The organism is Amphritea sp. (assembly GCF_016744155.1).
In the GTDB taxonomy this organism is placed as follows: Bacteria; Pseudomonadota; Gammaproteobacteria; order Pseudomonadales; family Balneatricaceae; genus Amphritea.
In genome coordinates, this window is record NZ_JADGEW010000005.1 from 73,965 (window position 1) to 91,174 (window position 17,210).

Here is a 17,210-nt window from a genome sequence, read left to right on the forward strand (position 1 = left end):
ATACATTCTTTCTATTTATGAAACTGACCGGCTTTGCAGATGCCTGATTAGTTGTGCGCTTTATTTGAGCTCACTATATCCAGCTAACATGAAATTAAACTGAAACACCGGGTGAAAAATGACTAAATATCTGATGTTTAGGTTAGCAAACTAAGAATCTTAGTCGAATATATAATAGTCATAAACAGCTCATTGTGACGGAACCTGCGAACAAATCCTGTTCGAGATCTGCAGATCTATGAGACCGCAGGGAAATAATATGTTCTGCGTGATTACTTATTATAAGGTTTACACATCACGTAAAGCTCTCCCTTGGTTGCGAGTTTTCTCAGAAATTAACCCTGAGAAAGGGGATGAGAGCTCCATCAGGACTTATTTTTAGGCCCATTAATAATATTATTTCGTTAAGGCTTTTTCTCGATATATGATCCTGCCCACGCTTGCGGTAATATTACCGGCTATTTCGTTTAATGTTCTGAATCCAACAGGTCGGTCCAATATGTTGTTAATGATAGATAACTACGACTCGTTTACTTATAACGTCGTACAGTATCTGGGAGAGTTAGGTGCTGATGTTCAGGTCCATCGTAATGATGAGATCACAATTGAGCAGATCGAAGCGCTGAATCCGGAGCAACTGGTTATCTCGCCAGGCCCCTGTACCCCGAATGAAGCGGGTATCTCTGTTGCTGCGATTGATCACTTTGCCGGCAAATTACCGATCTTTGGCATCTGTCTTGGCCATCAGAGTATGGGGCAGGCATTCGGCGGAAAAATTGTCCGTGCCCGCCAAGTCATGCACGGTAAAGTCTCACCGGTTTATCACAATAATACCGGTGTTTTTGAAGGGCTGGAAAATCCAGTGTCTGTCACCCGTTATCACTCACTGGTGATTGATAAAGAGACGCTGCCGGATTGCCTTGAAATGACCGCCTGGACTCAGACCGAAGACGGCTCAATTGATGAGATCATGGGTGTGCGACATAAAGAGCTGGATATCGAAGGTGTTCAGTTTCACCCGGAATCTATCCTGACTCAACAGGGTCATGATCTTTTGGCTAATTTTATTAAGCGTAAAAAATAATTATTGAAGCAGGTAATCACGCGATGGATATTCAACAAGCGCTGACGATAATCGTTGATCGTCAGGATCTGACGGCAGAACAGATGAAAGCCGTAATGAATCAGATCATGACGGGAAATGCGACCGATGCGCAGATCGGTGGATTACTGATCGCCCTGCGGATGAAAGGTGAAGCTGTCGCTGAAATTACCGGTGCGGCGGAAGGTATGCGTGCGCTGGCGATCCCTGTCAGTGTTAAAGCTGAAAATGCGGTAGATATTGTTGGTACCGGTGGCGATGACTCTAACCTGTTTAACGTTTCCAGTGCGTCTTCTTTTGTCGTAGCGGCGGCGGGGGGCAACGTTGCAAAGCATGGTAATCGTTCAGTATCTTCCAGCTCTGGCGCGGCAGATTTGCTTGAGGCGGCGGGTGTTAACCTGGCTATTACGCCTGAACAGGTGGGCCGCTGTATTGATGAAGTGGGTGTCGGCTTCATGTTTGCGCCGCAACACCACAGTGCGATGAAGTATGCGATTGGCCCGCGTAAAGAGATGGGCCTGCGCACTCTGTTTAATATTCTGGGTCCGCTGACTAATCCTGCTTCTGCTAAGCACTATCTTCTGGGTGTTTTTGATAAGTCCCTTTGCCTTCCAATGGCTGAAGCCTTGTTGGCATTGGGTGCCAAACACGCGCTGGTGGTGCATGCCTGTGATGGCTTGGATGAGTTAAGTCTGGCGACGGATAGCTATGTTGCTGAACTGAAAGATGGTGCGATCAGCGAATACACAATTAATGCTGTCGACGCTGGGCTGGAAGTGCAATCGCTAGATGGTCTGCAGGTTAGTAGCTCTGCTGAGAGTCGGGCTCTGATTGAAGCGGCTTTTGCCGGTGATAACATGAAAGCGGTCGATATGATTGCACTGAATGCGGGTGCAGCACTTTATGCCGCTGATCTGGCTGAAGATCTGAAGGCCGGTGTGGCCAAAGCGAAAGAAACAATACTGAGTGGCGCAGCGGCTGCCAAAATGAAGCAACTGGCAGACTTTACTCAAGCTTTTAAGGGCGAATAATGAACAATCCTGATACCCCGACTATTCTGAAGAAAATAATTGCCCGCAAGCACGAAGAAGTTGCCGAGCGTCAGGCAAAAGTAAGTATCGATGATCTTAAAACACAGATTGCTGAACAGCAGGGCGGTGCTACAGACCCTCGTGGTTTTGTCGTGAGTATGGCTAAGGCTTTGGCTGAAGGTCGTTCAGCGATTATTGCTGAGGCAAAGAAAGCCAGCCCGTCTAAAGGGGTGATTCGAGATTCTTTTATTCCGGCAGATATTGCCCAGTCATACGAAGCAGGCGGTGCTAGCTGTTTGTCGGTGCTGACCGATGCGGATTACTTTCAGGGGAGTGAGGCTTATCTAATGGAAGCTCGAGCCGCCTGTTCTTTGCCGGTTATACGTAAAGATTTTATTGTTGATCCTTATCAGGTGTATGAAGCTCGTGCTATCGGTGCTGATTGTATCTTGTTGATTGTGGCTGCACTCGGCGACCAGCAGATGGCTGATCTCAATGCGCTGGCAATTGAGTTGGGTATGGATGTACTGATCGAAGTTCATAATAAGGCTGAGCTAGAGCGTTCTTTGCCGCTGGGTAATCGCTTGGTTGGTATTAATAACCGTGATCTGCACAGCTTCGAACTGTCACTGAGTCATACTTTTGATCTGTTGGATATGGTTCCCGAAGATCGTATTGTTATTACTGAAAGTGGTATTTTGGGTCGCGAAGATGTTATTGCGATGCGTGAACACAATGTTGATAGTTTTTTGGTGGGTGAAACCTTTATGCGGGCTGAAGATCCGGGTGCCAAATTAGCTGAGCTATTTAAATAATAAAGTTTCAATTAAGAAGATACAGAGACTATGCAAGCAAAAGTAAAATGGGACGGCGATGTTCGTTTCAAAGGAACGACCGGTTCCGGTTTTGATATCACCCTTGATGGTGAGCTGAAGCAAGGCCCTCGTCCGATGGAGTTGTTGCTGTTAGGCTTGGGTGGCTGCACCTCTTACGACGTGATAGGTATTCTGAAGAAAACCCGTCAAGACGTGGTTGATTGCGTTGCTGAAATTGATGCAGAGCGGGCCGATGCTGTACCGGCGGTTTTTACTAAGATTCACGTCAAGTTTATTGTTTCAGGCAGAGGCCTGAACGAGAAGAAAGTAGAACGTGCAGTGAAGCTCTCTGCTGAGCAGTACTGTTCTGCTTCTCTAATGCTGGAAAAAGGTGGTGTAGAGATTACCCATAGCTTTGAGATCGTTGAGGTCGAGTAAGAATTGCGGCCGTAGCTCGTTGTTCGAACGTCACAAAGAACGTGACTTGCTCGTCGCTCGATAAAAGCCTTCTATACTAGGTATAGAAGGCTTTTTGAGTTAAGTAGTTTGTAAGAAAGTTGTTGTGTTGGTTGTGCAGGGGCTGAGAATTCTGAGCCACGAGCCACGAGCCACGAGCCACGAGCCACGAGCCACGAGCCACGAGCCACGAGCCACGAGCCACGAATTATTTTATTTCATCCAACAGAACTTCTGTATCTTCAACCCGGGCATATGCAAACGCCAGTGCAGCCATAAATGAGGCGTGTACTTGTTCGGCGGGTACCGTTACACCATTAAACTCCTGCGAGCGGGTGGCGCAAGCATCCTGAGCAACGGTTACGTTGTAACCCAGATCTGCAGCCGCACGAACGCCAGCATCAATACACATATGACTCATCGCTCCGGCGATAATCAGGTTTTCTACCTTTAGCGCATCTAGCATCTCTTTCAGGTTTGTCTCTTTAAAGCTGTTAGCAGAATGTTTTAAAACGACGGCTTCATTGCCCTGGGCTGCAACGCTGGTGTGGATTTCTGCTCCTACAGATCCTGGGAGAAAGAACGGTGCGTCAGCTGATTTAAACTCATGGCGAACGTGTACGATAGGCATGCTCAGTTCACGAAAGGCGGAGAGTAATTTGGCTCCGCTTTCTGCAGCGAGTTGAATGTTCTCCAGCTCCCACTTGCCGTTTGGAAAATAGTCGTTCTGAAAGTCGATTAACAGCAGAGCTGTGTGTGATTGTGTTTGAGTCATATCTATTACTCTTGGGTCAATGTCTGTTGGTATGGCTATTATCTATCGACTCTTGGTTTTATACTGGAGTCGTATTTGACATATTTCAGGCAATAACTGACAGCTTTTGTGAGCTCTATGAAAAGTATTAATGTTGTAATTTTGCAGTATCCAGGGGCTATGAAATCGGCGGTAGAAGGGCTGCGGGAGCTATTTGATCTGGCCAGTCGTTTAAGCCAGGAGCAGCAGGTGGAGCTGTCTTTTAATATAAAGGTGTTAGAAAATTCCGAGTTAAGCGATTCCGAGTTAAGCGATTCCGAGTTAAGCGATTCTGAGTTAAGTGGCACTGATCTAGAATGTCGCGCTGATAGTCAGTTTGATCGTATTCCACAGGTGATTATTATACCTCCATGTATCACCGGTAGTTTCTACACCGATGAACAGCATCTGATTACCCCTTGGCTTAAAGTAATGCATGCATCAGGTTCTATCCTTTGTTCTGTTTGTGCCGGAGCCTTTATTCTGGCGCAGACAGGTCTGTTAAATCAGCGCCCGGCAACGACACACTGGATACTGGCTGAGCGTCTGGCTAATAACTTTCCTGAGGTGCTGGTGGATGAGAATAAAATACTGATTAATGATGGTGATCTGATTACCGCGGGTGGTCTGATGGCCTGGCTGGATATGGGCTTAGAACTGGTTGCACAGTTTGGCAGTCCTGCATTGATGAGGTTGTTAGGAAAGCGGTTAGTGGTTGATACGGCACCTCGTCAGCAACGCTACTATCGCTGTTTTATTCCCCCATTTGATCATGGTGATAAAGCGATACTTAAGAGTCAGCACTATCTGCAAAGCTATAGTCATACTTCGGTTACGGTGAAACAGCTCGCAACTGATAGCTATTTAACTGAACGTACTTTTCTTCGTCGCTTTGTTCAGGCGACCGGATACAAGCCCAAGGAGTACATGCAGAATCTACGGATTAGTAAAGCGTGTGAGGCTTTAGAGGGGTCATCGGATAGCATCGAGGTGATTTCGCTTAATGTAGGCTATGACGATGTCAGTGCTTTCAGAAAAGTGTTTATTAAGATTGTCGGTCTGACGCCACGGGAATTTCGGGGGCGATTTAGCTCAGTAAAATGATGTTAATCATGCCTCAGCGGTGTATTTCGTTAGTGTGAGATTTAAGAGGTCCCATAAGGAGGTGTTTTTTTACAACAGTTAGTGATTAAGCTTCCCTAATAGCGGAGTACGGCTCTTAGGTTTTCGTTAATCTATTGAATCCATTGGCCTTATTACTCTATAGAGGGCAGAGAAAATACTTTGTGTCTATATTAGTGTTTTTGTATATAATCTTTTTCTTAAAGCAGCTGGGCTGTTTCTCAGGAGGATGACAATGTTTCGCAAATGGATGTTAATAGGGGTGCTGTTTGTCGCTCAGCCGTTACTTGCGGATCAGTCTCGGATCTATTTGTTGGGTGGTTTTACTTATAAAGGCACACCCGTAACTAAGGCCGTGCTTCTGGAGGATAAACGAGTTACCACTCTGGAACAGTGTCAGGATTTTGTCCGTTTTCAGATACGAGGCAATGAGCGGGGTAAAAATTACTTCCGCCATTACATTCAGATTGAACGTAAAGGGGTGAATATAGTGCCTCGATATACTTGTCTTGAAACTGACTTGAAGGTCAGTCATTGGAATGATCACGATTTCTATAAACAGGTTTATCTGATTGATCTGCGTAAGAGCCATAAGTTTACTTCCTTCAAAGATACTAATAGTTGTTGGGCTTCGATTCGCAAAGATCCGGATAAACATAGCCGGAAACTGTTCTGTGCCAAGATGAGTCAGACGGTAAAATAGAGCGTTCAAAGTAGAATAGGGTCAACGCCTGTCTTGAATGTTCTTTCTCTTGGCCTGATACCCTCTATCAGATTTGTGTTTTACGATTATTCGCGTATAATTCTGCCTCCCTTTGGCTAAGCCACTGAGGAAACTAACTTTAACTCCTTGCTTTCTACCGTTTTTCGATTCGGCTGAAGGCTGTATAAACCGTAAGGAGCAAGAATGCGTCATTACGAAATCGTTTTTCTGGTTCATCCGAATCAGAGTGAACAGGTTCCAGCTATGGTCGAGCGTTATACCAAGCTGATTGAAGAATCTGAAGGTCAAATTCATCGTCTGGAAGATTGGGGTCGTCGTCATCTGGCTTACCCAATTAACAAGATCCATAAAGCTCACTACGTTCTGATGAACGTTGAATGTGCTCAGGAAACTCTTGACGAGCTAACTAACATCTTCCGTTACAACGATGCGGTTATCCGTAACATGGTTGTACGTCGCAAAGATGCAGTTACAGATGTATCTCCTATTAAAGCTGCCGAAGGCCGTGAAGAGCGTCGTCCACGTCGCGATGATCGTTCTGAAAAGCCAGCTGCGCCAGTTGCTGAAACTCCAGCTGCAGAAGCACCCGTTGCTGAAGCACCAGCTGTAGAAACTCCAGCTGTAGAAGCACCAGTTGCTGAAGCGCCTGCTGCTAAAGAAGCTGCTGCCGAGTAATCGGTCTAACATTTATTTAGAGGAGATATACCATGGCTCGTTTTTTCCGTCGTAGAAAATTCTGCCGTTTTACCGCTGAAGGTGTTACTGAGATCGATTACAAAGATCTGGATACCCTGAAAGGTTACGTTAGTGAAACTGGTAAAATCGTTCCTAGCCGTATCACTGGTACTAAAGCTCGTTACCAGCGTCAGCTGGCAACTGCTATCAAGCGTGCACGTTATGTCGCGCTGCTGCCATACACTGACAGCCACCAGTAATTACGGTTAACCTGTTACGCTTTTTTGAGTGTGCAGGTGATTAAACAAGTTTCAGCCCATCGGTGTCAGACATCAGTGGGCAAGAGTAAATATAGAGGTTTGCGAGATGGAAGTTATTCTGCTCGAGAAAATTGGCAAACTGGGTAGCCTGGGTGACAAGGTTTCCGTTAAGCGTGGTTATGGTCGTAATTACCTGATCCCTTTCGGTAAAGCTGTTCCTGCTAACGCTGGTAACCTAGAAACGTTTGAAGCACGTCGTACTGAGTTAGAAGCTGCTGCTTCTGAAAAACTGGGCACTGCTCAGGCTCGTGCTGACCAGCTGAATGAAATCGAACTGTCTATCGTTGCTAAAGCTGGTGACGAAGGTAAGTTGTTCGGTTCTATCGGTACTGTTGATATCGCTGATGCGATTACTGCAGCAGGCATCGAAGTGACTAAGAGTGAAATTCGTCTTCCAGAAGGCGCTTTGCGTCACACTGGTGAGTTCGAAGTTGCTATCCAGCTACACCCTGAAGTAACTGCTCACGTCGGCATCATTGTAGTTGGCGACTAAGCATTACTTTTGATTTGATTTAATCAGATCAGGTGAGTTAAGAAGCACTGCGTAGTATTATACTGCGCAGTGCTTTTTTCGTTTTTAGGCCTGTTGAGTTTATCAACGGCTCCCCGTTTTTGTCGAGGTAAGGTTTTATGGATTATCTGGATCCCGATTCAGCAGATATGGAGGGTGTAAAAGTCCCGCCCCATTCACAAGAAGCTGAGCAGTCAGTGCTCGGTGGATTGATGCTGGATAATAATGCCTGGGATACTGTTTCAGAGATCGTGCTGGAGGATCAGTTCTACCGCCATGATCACAGACTGATCTATAGAATTATCGAGAAGCTAGTTGCTAATATGCAGCCGGTCGATGTGGTCACTATTTCGGAAGAGCTGGACCGCACGGGTAACCTTGATGCAGCGGGTGGGTTGGATTATCTGGTCGAGCTGGCCCGTAACACACCAAGTGCATCGAATATTCGAGCTTATTCAGAGATCGTACGGGATCGTGCGATGCTGCGGCGGATGATTCAGGTCGCCAATGAAATTGCTGATAGTGCCTTTATGCCAGAAGGGCGTCCTAGTGAGGATATTCTCAGTGAGGCGGAACAGAAAATCTTCCAGATTGCTGAGGATCGTCCCAATGAGGGTGGCCCAATCGCCGTTAATCCACTGCTTAAAATGGCGGTGGATAAGATCGATGAGCTGTTTAACTCCGAAGGCGCGCTGACGGGTGTCACCACCGGCTTTGATGAACTAGATAAGGCTACCGGAGGCATGCAGCCTTCCGACCTAATAATCGTTGCAGCGCGTCCATCGATGGGTAAAACCACCTTCGCGATGAACCTGGTTGAGAATGCCTTGATGGCACAGGATAAGCCGGTATTAGTGTTTAGTCTTGAGATGCCAGCCGATCAGCTGGTAACGCGTATGCTTTCCTCCCTGGGCCGGATAAACCAGACAAAAGTTCGTTCGGGAAAGTTGGAAGAAGATGATTGGCCACGCCTAACGACTGCCGTGAATATGCTCCGGGATAAACCGCTGTTTATTGATGATACGGCGGGTATAAGCCCGACAGAGATGCGTAACCGGGCCCGTCGTATAGTGCGCGAACATGGTGATATTGCCATGATCATGGTCGACTACCTTCAGCTGATGCAGCTTAAAGGAGGCAATAGTGAAGGCCGTACCGCCGAGATCTCTGAGATCTCACGCTCCCTGAAAGCCCTGGCAAAGGAATTGAAGTGTCCGGTAATCGCGCTGTCACAGCTTAACCGTGCCCTGGAGCAGCGGCCGAATAAGCGTCCGGTTAACTCGGACTTGCGAGAATCAGGTGCGATAGAGCAGGATGCCGACGTGATTATGTTTATCTATAGGGATGAGGTGTATAACGAAGACTCTCCGGATAAAGGTATTGCCGAGATTATTATTGGTAAGCAGCGTAACGGCCCAATCGGTAGTAACCGCTTGGCATTTATTGGCCAGTTTACCAAGTTTGAAAATCTGGCACCTATGGCGTATCAGGAGTATGAATAAGCAGGGATTTACTTGAGATCCCCTGCAAAAAAAAACCGCCATTTTGGCGGTTTTTTTGCATTTAAGTAGAGTCAACGGGAGATGCTTTATACACATTAACTTTGGCTCTTAGTTATAAACAGAAATAGTGCTACAAAGCTGTGTGTAACTCTGGGATAACCGCTATTAAAGCCCATGCTACGGGGCTTTAAGCTAATGGGTTAAAAACCATTCAGTGCTTTTTTTCTGACTATATTTCAATCGGTTGAGGAAGTGAGTTGTATGATTAATGTGCAGTTATTCAGCAATTTTTACAATTCGGTTGCGAAACTCTTCGGGTACTGGAATGACTTTACGTTCGTTGTAGTCGAAGAATATGATGCCGGTTTTGGCATGGGCGATCTCGACTGCGGTCTTTTTGTTGCTTAACAGGTAGTAAATATCGCAACCGTATTTATTAAAATCACCAACAGCAATATCGATCTGCACCATGTCGGCATGAAAGCCTTCTGCTTTATAGACGATTGCCGAATCGGTCATAATAATACCGGCACCTTCGATATCCAGCTCACCATAATTGTATGAATTAAGAAAACGTACTCTGGCTTCATGTACCATGGCCAGAACGGCATCGTTACCAAGGTGTCCGCCGTAGTTAATATCGCTAATGCGCACCGGCATTTCAGTGCTGAAGCTATAATTGTCGGGCATGTCAATTTTGATACGTGCCATAGGTAAAGCTCCTGAAAAATAAAAGAAATTTGCATTGTTGTATGACAATAATAGTGGATGCACAGAGATGAGTCTACGCAGAATAAATCCGTATTATCGCTGGCTATTCCCCTGGCTCCTGGACCGGGTATCGAAGGTTGTTGCGCCGGAACGGGATCAACTACTTGCCCGTGCCCAGGGTGTGGTACTTGAAGTAGGTGCGGGCACGGGTACCAGCTTTTCCTGTTACCAGAAACAGGTTACTAAGTTATTGGCGCTAGAGCCCGATACCGGTGTTGTAGCCAAAGCCAGGAAAGTATTAAGGGGTCTCTCAACAGAGCAGCAAGATAAAATTGAACTGCTAGTGGCTGACGCGATGGCGATCCCTCTGTCAGATAACAGCTGCGATACTGTTGTCTGCTTTCTGGTGCTTTGTTCAGTACCAGACCCCAAGCAGGTATTATCTGAGATAGGGCGGGTATTAAAGCCTGGCGGTAGTCTATTGTTTTTTGAGCATGTGTTAGCAGACAGTGAGAAAGTACAGCGGTGGCAACATCGTCTCAATCCATACTGGCATCGTTGTGCAGGAGGCTGTCAGCTAAATCGAGAAACGGCAGAGTATATCCAACAGGCGGGGTTTGAACTTCTGGAGCATCAGCGCTATGAGCATCTGTCTTTTCCGGTGTTGGTTCGGCAACTAGTTACAGGGGTTGCGGTTAACAGCAGCCACTAAAGGCGATAGCATTGCTTGTTAGTGGTGAGTCAGAGCTGGTTAAGCTATGGTTACCGAACAATTTTCTGTGGCGCTTGAAAAAGAAACGAGAGCTTTATATCTGTTTTGAAGTAAAAAGCGATGAGCTAGATTGTTGTCGATTTCTGAATTCGTTTAGTGATTATTAGTAAGAACAAGGATAAAAGATGATTAAAGTAAGTGTAATGTACCCGAATTCTTCAGATGTTAAATTCGATATTGATTATTACTGTAATACGCATATGCCGATGGTTGCAGAGTTGTTAGGTGATGCACTAAAAGATAGTGCTGTAGATTATGGTATGGCAGGAGGAGCACCTGGCGAAGCGCCTGCTTTCGTTGCCATGGGGCATATGACGTATGAGTCAGTTGAGGCTTTCCAGAAAGCATTTGGTCCTAACGCTAAGCAGATATTGTCAGACCTGCCTAACTTCACTGACGCTCAGCCAGTTATTCAGATCAGTGAAATAAAGCTTTAAGACCCGTTGCTCGTAGCTCGACTGTCACAAATAACGTGACTAGCCCGTAGCTCGATAAAAGCCTTCTATATTTTGTATGGAAGGCTTTTTGAGTTAAGTAGTTTGTAAGAAAGTTGTTGTGTTGGTTTTGCAGGGGCTGATAATTCTGAGCCACGAGCTATTTATTCGCATATTCCCGAATAACGTCAAACATTCCAGTCGTTAGTGTCTGCAAATCCTCATCGGACATGACGTACGGTGGCATAACGTAGACCAGTTTGCCAAATGGACGTATCCAGATACCCCGCTCAACAAACAGGGGTTGGATATCTGCGGTAACCACAGGTTCATTCATCTCGACAACGCCGATAGCACCGAGGCAGCGAACCTCTGCCACTGAATCCAATTCTGCGCAGGCAGCCAGTCCTTGCTTTAGTTGCCGTTCAATACGGGCAATATTACTTTGCCAATCGGATTCCCGCAGTAGCTTCAAGCTGGCATTGGCAACCGCACAGGCAAGGGGATTACCCATAAAGGTTGGGCCGTGCATAAAGCACCCTGCACCGCCAGCGGAGATTGTTTCACCAATCTCCGTGGTAGTCATTGTGGCTGCCAGAGTCATATAGCCACCAGTGATCGCCTTACCCAAGCAGAGTATGTCGGGGGTGATGCCTGCGTGGTCACAGGCAAATAATTTGCCGCTGCGGCCAAAGCCGGTGGCTATCTCGTCAGCAATGAGTAACAGGTTATATTGATCACAGAGTACGCGGGCTTTTTTCAGGTATTGAGGGTGGTAAAAGCGCATCCCGCCAGCGCCCTGGACTATTGGTTCCAATATGAGTGCGGCGATTTCGCTATGGTGTTCAATAATTAGCTGTTCAAGTTCAGCGCAATCATTTTCATCCCAGGGTTGGTCAAATTTGACTTGAGGCGCAGGGGCAAAAAACTGTTGCGGCAGGACTCCGCTAAATATCTCATGCATGCCTGTTATCGGATCACAGACTGACATCGCACCGAAGGTGTCACCATGATAGCCGTTACGGATGGTGAGTAATTTATGCTTTTCAGGTTTGCCTTTGGCGTGCCAGTATTGAATCGCCATTTTTAAAGCGACTTCAACAGCAACAGAGCCGGAATCTGCCAGGAAAACCTTCTGCAGTGGCTCGGCGGTCATATCGACTAGTTGTTGGCATAGATCGATTGCTGGTTGATGGGTCAGGCCACCAAACATCAGATGAGAGACTTTATCTATCTGCGCATGTGCTGCTGCATTCAGGGCGGGGTTGTTGTAACCGTGGATTACTGACCACCAGGACGCCATGCCGTCGATCAGTTCAGTGCCATCTTCCAGCGTTAGGCGTACCCCTTCGGCTGAGACCACTGGATAAGCAGCGGGTGGGTTAATCATTGAAGAGTATGGATGCCAGATATGCTGCTGGTCAAAGCGGACCTGTTCGCTGGAAATGCTCATACTAATGCCCCGTAAATAATGCCGTTGTAAAAATGCACTGAATAAAAAAACCGGGTTATTACAGCCCGGTTTTAGTAAGAAAGCAAATCAGCTAAAGCTATTTACTCTGGCTGACAGATTTCATTGCGTATGACGGCTAGCAGCGTACGAGAGAGTAATAGAGAGATAACAGCGCTGGACAGGCCTACCAGGGCCATTGCCAGGTAATAGAAAAAGGGTTGCCCCAGAGATGTATACATTACCTGAGCGGCAACTGCAGAAGCTGCCAGCGGGAATGAGTAGGCCCACCAGGACATAAAGAACTTGATCCGGGAGAACCTCGGCAGTTGGCTTAGTAGAAGTATTATCAAAAACATCGCCGCATAAAACAGAACCCGGGCAAAGTTATCCAGTTCACCGTTGAGCTTCATGTAGGAGAGAAAGCCGGCCGCAGGAGGAGCAATCAGGATAAACAGTGTTGGTAGTAATTTGCCGGGCAGTGGGTCGTGAAAAATCATCCGGTTCAGTACCAGCGTTTTTAACACAATCCAGTAGATCAGGCCAATTGAGAAAAAGAACCAGCTAACCTCGGTATAGCCGTGCTCAACGCCAGCGATTGGCACAAGAATATTACCGACAACCGGAATGAACCAGGCAGGAGTCATATGCGCTATCTGAAATTTTGGGTGATAGATCCATTGGTTCAGAACGTAGATGGTAAACAGCAGATGCAGTGCACTACCGCTGGCCCAGATAAAGAGGGATAGCTGTTTTGAAATTCCCAGAGTAGCGACGCTTAGCAAAATCAAACTGATGCTGAAAGTGGGAAAGAAACTGAGTTTAATAGGGTGCTGAAATTCTTCTAATGCTGCGGGGGTTTTTAGCATTATTTTCAGAAGGTAGAGCAACACCAGAATCAAAAAAAGGCAGGCTGTTAGTGTCAGTAGTATATGACCGATGATGGGAGGGGCATCAAAAACACTGACTGCTTTTTCCCAGACAAGCGTCAACCCGGTCATCCCCATAATCATTGAAAAAAAGGTGATAGGGAAGTATTCCAGCTTTAAAGCTGAGGTTTGATCAGACAGCTTGTTCATGAAGTTTAATCTCGGTGAATACAATTAAGTCTAAATAATACGCTATTAGAAACGTCGGCAGAATTATCTATTTTCCATATTAATTAGATAATTCTAATATAGTAAGTTATTCGTAAATTAAAATCTAATGAAATTTTATTCATCCTTTCAGCTTAATTTCAGATAGTAATCTTATAGTGGTCACAACTTCAACGGAGAAGCCCGACTAGGGAATAGCGAGAACGTTTCCTGTGGCTGAAAGGGGTAAAGCATTATTGAAGAACGGCGATTTAAGTAAAGGTTTAACTGCAAGGCTCTCTAGTACTGATATTCAGTACCCTCTTTGGCAGCGCTTAGCGCTGCTTTTTTTTGTCTAACGTTTGCGTATGGTTTTTAAGAATCTATCTCTATCAGGCTTACTTGTACCGAGGTATCGCTAACGTCCCAGCGGATATTCAGGTCGTGTAAGCGAATGCCATATTCCCGCTTCTCAGGTTTGTTCTTATGGTAGGCGGGGCGGGGGTCACAGAGTAATACTTCACTGATCTGTTGTTTCAATGGTTGATTCAGGCGTCTGCTGTGTTCGGCTAATTGTTGTTCTGCAGCGGGACTGAAATTGACCGGTAGGTCTAGGGGTTCTATGGAGCTGGCCAGGCTGAATTCTGCTTCGGGAATAATATCTGCGTAGGGGAGGTAGGGCTTAATGTCGATAATTGGAGTTTGATCCAACAGGTCTGCACCTTTTATATCCAGTAAGATTCGGGAGCCTTCCGAACGTATTCTTTCGAGCTTTACCGGTGATAGGCCGATGGGATTTGGCCGGAAAGGTGAGCGGGATGCCAGTACGCCTAACTTATCATTTCCTCCGAGACGGGGTGGTCGTACCAACGGTGACCAGCCTTTGCCGACACAGGCACTGAATATAAACAGTAGCCAGATATGGCTACATTGTTCCAGACCTCTAACGGCATCAAGGCTGTTGTAGGGGGGGAGTAGCTCAATGGTGGCGGTCATTGAGTTCGCCAGACCCGGTTGTCGGGGAATGCCAAACTTTTCTTTATATCCGCTGTGGATAACCGCTATTGGTTCAAACGTTATACTGGAGGACATCATTTAAACCCGGTAACTGTGGAAATTGAGCAGGTCATTCTGCCCCTTGTTTTAATTAACTGCCAGTGGCACATCAGGTGACTTCTCAGTTTGTTTCTCCTCTGGCTTATCTTCAGGGGTCTCTTGCTCTTGTTTGTGTTTCTGACTCTCGTGCCGTTCGACGACAGGTGAACGATGTTCTACTGGACTTAAACTACTCCAGTAACGGGAGCTTTTTTCCGCCTGTTCACCCAGTCGGTGAATATGGCTGAGTGAATCAAGTAGGTTTGTTCCCTCATCAGGACTGAGGCGTCCGGCGATCATGGCATCCAGTACATGCTGTTTGATTTTCTGGTATTTATTTTCTAATTTATGCAATACCTCACGTGTTTCAGAGGACGATGCGTATAGTTCGTCTTCAACAACGGCGGCGTCTAGCATCTTATTGGTTATTTTTTTCAGTTCGTAGATGTCTTTCTGAGTGCTGCTGTCATTGATCTGATCAAAGCGTTCGCTGTATTCCACAATCAGGCTGGAGAGTCGGGCCATCTCATTAAAGTAGCGGGCTACTCGCATGGCGCTAGGTAGAATTTGGGAGCTTTCTTCGCTGAGTTGTTGTTGTGCCAGTTTCTGATTGAACTTGCCGATCTCTACGATCAGTTTGTTGATGGTGATCGCCTGTGCCTTGATAGGAGCGCTGTCTGATACTTCTGCGCTTATTGCTTGCTTGGCCAGTGTCGATGTCATCCGGCTTACCCGCCCTAGCTCTCGTGTCATGGCGTCAATAGCCAGCGGCGGAGTCTCAAGAATATTCTTGTCCAGGTAGCGGGCTTTAGCCTGGTCTTCGTCACCACGGCGGAATCGGGTATTCAGAAACGCAACCATCGGTGTGGTTAAGGGCCACATTATCAATACGCCAACGCCGTTGAACAGGGTATGAAACAGCGCTAACAGAATAACCAGGTCAAAGCTCTGGGCCAGATCTGAATTATTAATGATGCCACTCAAGCCGAGCAGAAGGAGTAGCCCTACTGTGCCGGTAATTAAATTGAAAAACACATGGGCGCAGGCGATCCGTTTTGCATTAGAGGTTGCCCCGATAACCGATAGCGCGGCGGTAGAGGTGGTGCCAAGGTTGGCGCCAATGACCAGTGCACCTGCGGCAGCCAAGGGGATGGCCCCGGTAGCGGCCATCGACAAGGTAATCGCCATGGCGGCACTGGATGACTGGATTAATACCGTCATCATAAAACCGGCTAGGACGAATAGCGCCAGACCATAACCGGTGGCACCAATCGCTTCAAAAGGAATGCTGTTTTCCAGCCCGGTAAAGGTGCCTTTGAGAAATGACAGGCCGATAAAGAACAAACCGAAACCAGTCAGACTGGTACCCAGATGAGCATAGCGTTTTTCACCGCCGACCAGGCTCATCACAACTCCGAGTCCTATCATCGGTAAAGCAAAGGCGCTGATCTTAAATTTAAAACCGATAGTGGCGACTAGCCAGCCGGTCATTGTGGTGCCGATGTTACAACCATAGATAACGGCTACTGACTGTCCGAGATTAAGCAGGCCGGCATTCACGAAACCGATAGTCGCGACGGTGACGGCACTGGAAGACTGAACCAAAGCCGTAATAGCAGTACCGGATATGAGCCCTCGCAGACGTGATTTGGTGGCGGCTTCCAGTGCTTTTCGCAGGGTTTGGCCGGCAGCTCGTTTTAAGCCATTGGTCATCAGTTGCATGCCAAGCAGGAATAGGCCTAAGCCTCCGATAAGGTTGCCGATGTTGCTCAGGTCCATGCGTACTCCTCAGAAAGCGTTGCGGGGGCGTTTTTTATTCTTATTACTTAAGCTTGCGGTTGCAAGGGCTCAGGCTTAAGTTTCTGATTCAATAGTAATAAAAGCGGCAAATCAACGTAAATGCAACTGTTTTGCGGTATGAGCGATAGTCCATATATAAACTTTCTGACATCCAGCGTGTTTCAATGCTCTGCTTATTTCTGCTGCTGTAGTGCCGGTTGTCATCACATCATCGATAACTGCAACAGATGAGGGTGGTTTCTGAGAGCATTGGAAACTGTTGCGCAGGTTTTTTTGTCGGGCTTTGCGATCCAGGTCTGCCTGATGGGGGGTGTCCGAGGTTTTAATCACCAGCTTTGTATCAAAGGGGATGTGCAGTTTTTTGGCCACTTGGCGTCCCAAAAGAGCGGCCTGATTATATTGTCGTTCCAACAAACGCTTTCGGTGCATCGGCACTGGGATAATCAATTCGGGCATCTGAGTGGCTATCTCAAGACTCAAAATGTGTGAGCAGAGAAGTTCTGCTAAGGGATTAAGGTAATGTGACTGATTGCTAAACTTTGCCAGCTGGATCAGTTGGTCGATAGGGAAGCGATATTCAAATGGAGCAATCGCTTGTTCAAATGGGGGTGGTTTTTTCTGGCAAGAGGGGCACATTAGCGGGGATGGATCACGAGTATTTAAAGGAATGCCGCAGCGTAGGCAGGCGTGGCTTATCCAAGGGAGGTCTGTAAGGCAGGAATGACAGAGCTGTGTTGCGTTAGCAGGGTTCAGTTCACAGAGAATACATTGGCTAGATTGATTAAATAATAACCAGTTGTTTTTCAATTGTGTAATCATTG

19 protein-coding genes are annotated in these 17,210 nt (G+C 46.7%); 12 read left to right on the plus strand and 7 right to left on the minus strand.

The features are described 5' to 3' along the window. The first annotated feature begins 499 nt into the window (after positions 1–499). Genes QZZ54_RS06220 through QZZ54_RS06235 form a run of 4 tightly spaced genes read left to right on the plus strand, consistent with a single transcriptional unit; the run spans position 500 to position 3,386 of the window. Positions 500–1,084 carry an aminodeoxychorismate/anthranilate synthase component II gene (locus tag QZZ54_RS06220; RefSeq protein WP_290700349.1) on the plus strand — a complete coding sequence of 195 codons (585 nt, stop codon included), beginning with the start codon at positions 500–502 and terminating at the stop codon, positions 1,082–1,084. A 23-nt stretch (positions 1,085–1,107) separates the two neighbouring features. Then, the gene (gene trpD, locus QZZ54_RS06225) at positions 1,108–2,133 is read left to right on the plus strand and encodes an anthranilate phosphoribosyltransferase (RefSeq protein ID WP_290700351.1); all 1,026 of its coding nucleotides are present in this window, start codon (positions 1,108–1,110) and stop codon (positions 2,131–2,133) included. Continuing rightward, on the plus strand, positions 2,133–2,948 hold the full coding sequence (trpC, locus tag QZZ54_RS06230; protein ID WP_290700353.1) for an indole-3-glycerol phosphate synthase TrpC: 816 nt from the start codon (positions 2,133–2,135) through the stop codon (positions 2,946–2,948). The genes trpD and trpC overlap by 1 nt, the downstream gene beginning before the upstream one ends. A gap of 30 nt (positions 2,949–2,978) precedes the next feature. Beyond that, the gene (locus tag QZZ54_RS06235) at positions 2,979–3,386 is read left to right on the plus strand and encodes an OsmC family protein (RefSeq protein WP_290700355.1); all 408 of its coding nucleotides are present in this window, start codon (positions 2,979–2,981) and stop codon (positions 3,384–3,386) included. A gap of 226 nt (positions 3,387–3,612) precedes the next feature. Here the strand turns inward: QZZ54_RS06235 and QZZ54_RS06240 are convergent, their stop codons facing one another. Next, complete coding sequence (locus QZZ54_RS06240) at positions 3,613–4,179, minus strand: cysteine hydrolase family protein (protein WP_290700358.1); 567 nt, start codon at positions 4,177–4,179, stop codon at positions 3,613–3,615. A 117-nt stretch (positions 4,180–4,296) separates the two neighbouring features. Between QZZ54_RS06240 and QZZ54_RS06245 the strand changes: the two genes are divergently transcribed. The 6 genes from QZZ54_RS06245 to dnaB all read left to right on the plus strand — a co-directional run bounded on the left by QZZ54_RS06245 (position 4,297) and on the right by dnaB (position 9,051). Then, the gene (locus tag QZZ54_RS06245; protein WP_290700361.1) at positions 4,297–5,301 is read left to right on the plus strand and encodes a helix-turn-helix domain-containing protein; all 1,005 of its coding nucleotides are present in this window, start codon (positions 4,297–4,299) and stop codon (positions 5,299–5,301) included. 253 nt (positions 5,302–5,554) lie between these two features. Continuing rightward, positions 5,555–6,022, plus strand: coding sequence for a hypothetical protein (locus QZZ54_RS06250; RefSeq protein ID WP_290700364.1), 468 nt, complete (start codon positions 5,555–5,557; stop codon positions 6,020–6,022). Between the two features lie 204 nt (positions 6,023–6,226). Continuing rightward, positions 6,227–6,718, plus strand: a complete 492-nt coding sequence (rpsF, locus tag QZZ54_RS06255) for a 30S ribosomal protein S6 (RefSeq protein ID WP_290700367.1) — start codon at positions 6,227–6,229, stop codon at positions 6,716–6,718. Positions 6,719–6,750: 32 nt separating this feature from the next. Next, positions 6,751–6,978 carry a 30S ribosomal protein S18 gene (gene rpsR / locus QZZ54_RS06260; protein ID WP_290700370.1) on the plus strand — a complete coding sequence of 76 codons (228 nt, stop codon included), beginning with the start codon at positions 6,751–6,753 and terminating at the stop codon, positions 6,976–6,978. Between the two features lie 106 nt (positions 6,979–7,084). Further along, entirely contained in the window at positions 7,085–7,531 is a 447-nt protein-coding gene (gene rplI, locus QZZ54_RS06265; protein WP_290700373.1) for a 50S ribosomal protein L9, read from the plus strand. A gap of 137 nt (positions 7,532–7,668) precedes the next feature. Then, positions 7,669–9,051: a replicative DNA helicase gene (gene dnaB / locus QZZ54_RS06270; RefSeq protein WP_290700376.1), complete on the plus strand. Its 1,383-nt coding sequence runs from the start codon at positions 7,669–7,671 to the stop codon at positions 9,049–9,051. A 276-nt stretch (positions 9,052–9,327) separates the two neighbouring features. Here dnaB and QZZ54_RS06275 read toward each other — a convergent pair whose 3' ends face one another. Beyond that, positions 9,328–9,762: a thioesterase family protein gene (locus QZZ54_RS06275; RefSeq protein WP_290700379.1), complete on the minus strand. Its 435-nt coding sequence runs from the start codon at positions 9,760–9,762 to the stop codon at positions 9,328–9,330. Between the two features lie 67 nt (positions 9,763–9,829). Between QZZ54_RS06275 and QZZ54_RS06280 the strand changes: the two genes are divergently transcribed. Continuing rightward, positions 9,830–10,474: a class I SAM-dependent methyltransferase gene (locus QZZ54_RS06280; protein ID WP_290700382.1), complete on the plus strand. Its 645-nt coding sequence runs from the start codon at positions 9,830–9,832 to the stop codon at positions 10,472–10,474. Between the two features lie 185 nt (positions 10,475–10,659). Further along, a complete protein-coding gene (locus QZZ54_RS06285; protein ID WP_290700385.1) occupies positions 10,660–10,971 on the plus strand; it encodes an EthD family reductase in 312 nt (103 codons plus the stop codon). A 157-nt stretch (positions 10,972–11,128) separates the two neighbouring features. On the opposite strand, the gene bioA is transcribed toward QZZ54_RS06285, so the two are convergent. The 5 genes from bioA to QZZ54_RS06310 all read right to left on the minus strand — a co-directional run bounded on the left by bioA (position 11,129) and on the right by QZZ54_RS06310 (position 17,208). Then, positions 11,129–12,421 carry an adenosylmethionine--8-amino-7-oxononanoate transaminase gene (gene bioA, locus QZZ54_RS06290; RefSeq protein ID WP_290700388.1) on the minus strand — a complete coding sequence of 431 codons (1,293 nt, stop codon included), beginning with the start codon at positions 12,419–12,421 and terminating at the stop codon, positions 11,129–11,131. 101 nt (positions 12,422–12,522) lie between these two features. Further along, the gene (locus tag QZZ54_RS06295) at positions 12,523–13,497 is read right to left on the minus strand and encodes an SLAC1 anion channel family protein (RefSeq protein ID WP_290700391.1); all 975 of its coding nucleotides are present in this window, start codon (positions 13,495–13,497) and stop codon (positions 12,523–12,525) included. A gap of 372 nt (positions 13,498–13,869) precedes the next feature. Beyond that, on the minus strand, positions 13,870–14,586 hold the full coding sequence (gene tsaA / locus QZZ54_RS06300) for a tRNA (N6-threonylcarbamoyladenosine(37)-N6)-methyltransferase TrmO (protein WP_290700394.1): 717 nt from the start codon (positions 14,584–14,586) through the stop codon (positions 13,870–13,872). Positions 14,587–14,637: 51 nt separating this feature from the next. After that, positions 14,638–16,368 carry a Na/Pi cotransporter family protein gene (locus QZZ54_RS06305; protein WP_290700397.1) on the minus strand — a complete coding sequence of 577 codons (1,731 nt, stop codon included), beginning with the start codon at positions 16,366–16,368 and terminating at the stop codon, positions 14,638–14,640. Between the two features lie 111 nt (positions 16,369–16,479). Next, a complete protein-coding gene (locus QZZ54_RS06310; RefSeq protein WP_290700400.1) occupies positions 16,480–17,208 on the minus strand; it encodes a ComF family protein in 729 nt (242 codons plus the stop codon). Positions 17,209–17,210: the final 2 nt, after the last annotated feature.

What these genes read in the sequence shown, in the direction of transcription:
- rplI (WP_290700373.1), top strand. Translation starts at nt 7,085, where the DNA reads ATGGAAGTTATTCTGCTCGAGAAAATTGGCAAACTGGGTAGCCTGGGT.
- tsaA (WP_290700394.1), bottom strand. Translation starts at nt 14,586, where the DNA reads ATGTCCTCCAGTATAACGTTTGAACCAATAGCGGTTATCCACAGCGGA.
- QZZ54_RS06275 (WP_290700379.1), bottom strand. Translation starts at nt 9,762, where the DNA reads ATGGCACGTATCAAAATTGACATGCCCGACAATTATAGCTTCAGCACT.
- QZZ54_RS06295 (WP_290700391.1), bottom strand. Translation starts at nt 13,497, where the DNA reads ATGAACAAGCTGTCTGATCAAACCTCAGCTTTAAAGCTGGAATACTTC.
- QZZ54_RS06245 (WP_290700361.1), top strand. Translation starts at nt 4,297, where the DNA reads ATGAAAAGTATTAATGTTGTAATTTTGCAGTATCCAGGGGCTATGAAA.
- bioA (WP_290700388.1), bottom strand. Translation starts at nt 12,421, where the DNA reads ATGAGCATTTCCAGCGAACAGGTCCGCTTTGACCAGCAGCATATCTGG.
- QZZ54_RS06310 (WP_290700400.1), bottom strand. Translation starts at nt 17,208, where the DNA reads ATGATTACACAATTGAAAAACAACTGGTTATTATTTAATCAATCTAGC.
- rpsR (WP_290700370.1), top strand. Translation starts at nt 6,751, where the DNA reads ATGGCTCGTTTTTTCCGTCGTAGAAAATTCTGCCGTTTTACCGCTGAA.
- QZZ54_RS06280 (WP_290700382.1), top strand. Translation starts at nt 9,830, where the DNA reads ATGAGTCTACGCAGAATAAATCCGTATTATCGCTGGCTATTCCCCTGG.
- rpsF (WP_290700367.1), top strand. Translation starts at nt 6,227, where the DNA reads ATGCGTCATTACGAAATCGTTTTTCTGGTTCATCCGAATCAGAGTGAA.
- QZZ54_RS06250 (WP_290700364.1), top strand. Translation starts at nt 5,555, where the DNA reads ATGTTTCGCAAATGGATGTTAATAGGGGTGCTGTTTGTCGCTCAGCCG.
- QZZ54_RS06235 (WP_290700355.1), top strand. Translation starts at nt 2,979, where the DNA reads ATGCAAGCAAAAGTAAAATGGGACGGCGATGTTCGTTTCAAAGGAACG.
- QZZ54_RS06285 (WP_290700385.1), top strand. Translation starts at nt 10,660, where the DNA reads ATGATTAAAGTAAGTGTAATGTACCCGAATTCTTCAGATGTTAAATTC.
- trpC (WP_290700353.1), top strand. Translation starts at nt 2,133, where the DNA reads ATGAACAATCCTGATACCCCGACTATTCTGAAGAAAATAATTGCCCGC.
- QZZ54_RS06220 (WP_290700349.1), top strand. Translation starts at nt 500, where the DNA reads ATGTTGTTAATGATAGATAACTACGACTCGTTTACTTATAACGTCGTA.
- dnaB (WP_290700376.1), top strand. Translation starts at nt 7,669, where the DNA reads ATGGATTATCTGGATCCCGATTCAGCAGATATGGAGGGTGTAAAAGTC.
- QZZ54_RS06305 (WP_290700397.1), bottom strand. Translation starts at nt 16,368, where the DNA reads ATGGACCTGAGCAACATCGGCAACCTTATCGGAGGCTTAGGCCTATTC.
- QZZ54_RS06240 (WP_290700358.1), bottom strand. Translation starts at nt 4,179, where the DNA reads ATGACTCAAACACAATCACACACAGCTCTGCTGTTAATCGACTTTCAG.
- trpD (WP_290700351.1), top strand. Translation starts at nt 1,108, where the DNA reads ATGGATATTCAACAAGCGCTGACGATAATCGTTGATCGTCAGGATCTG.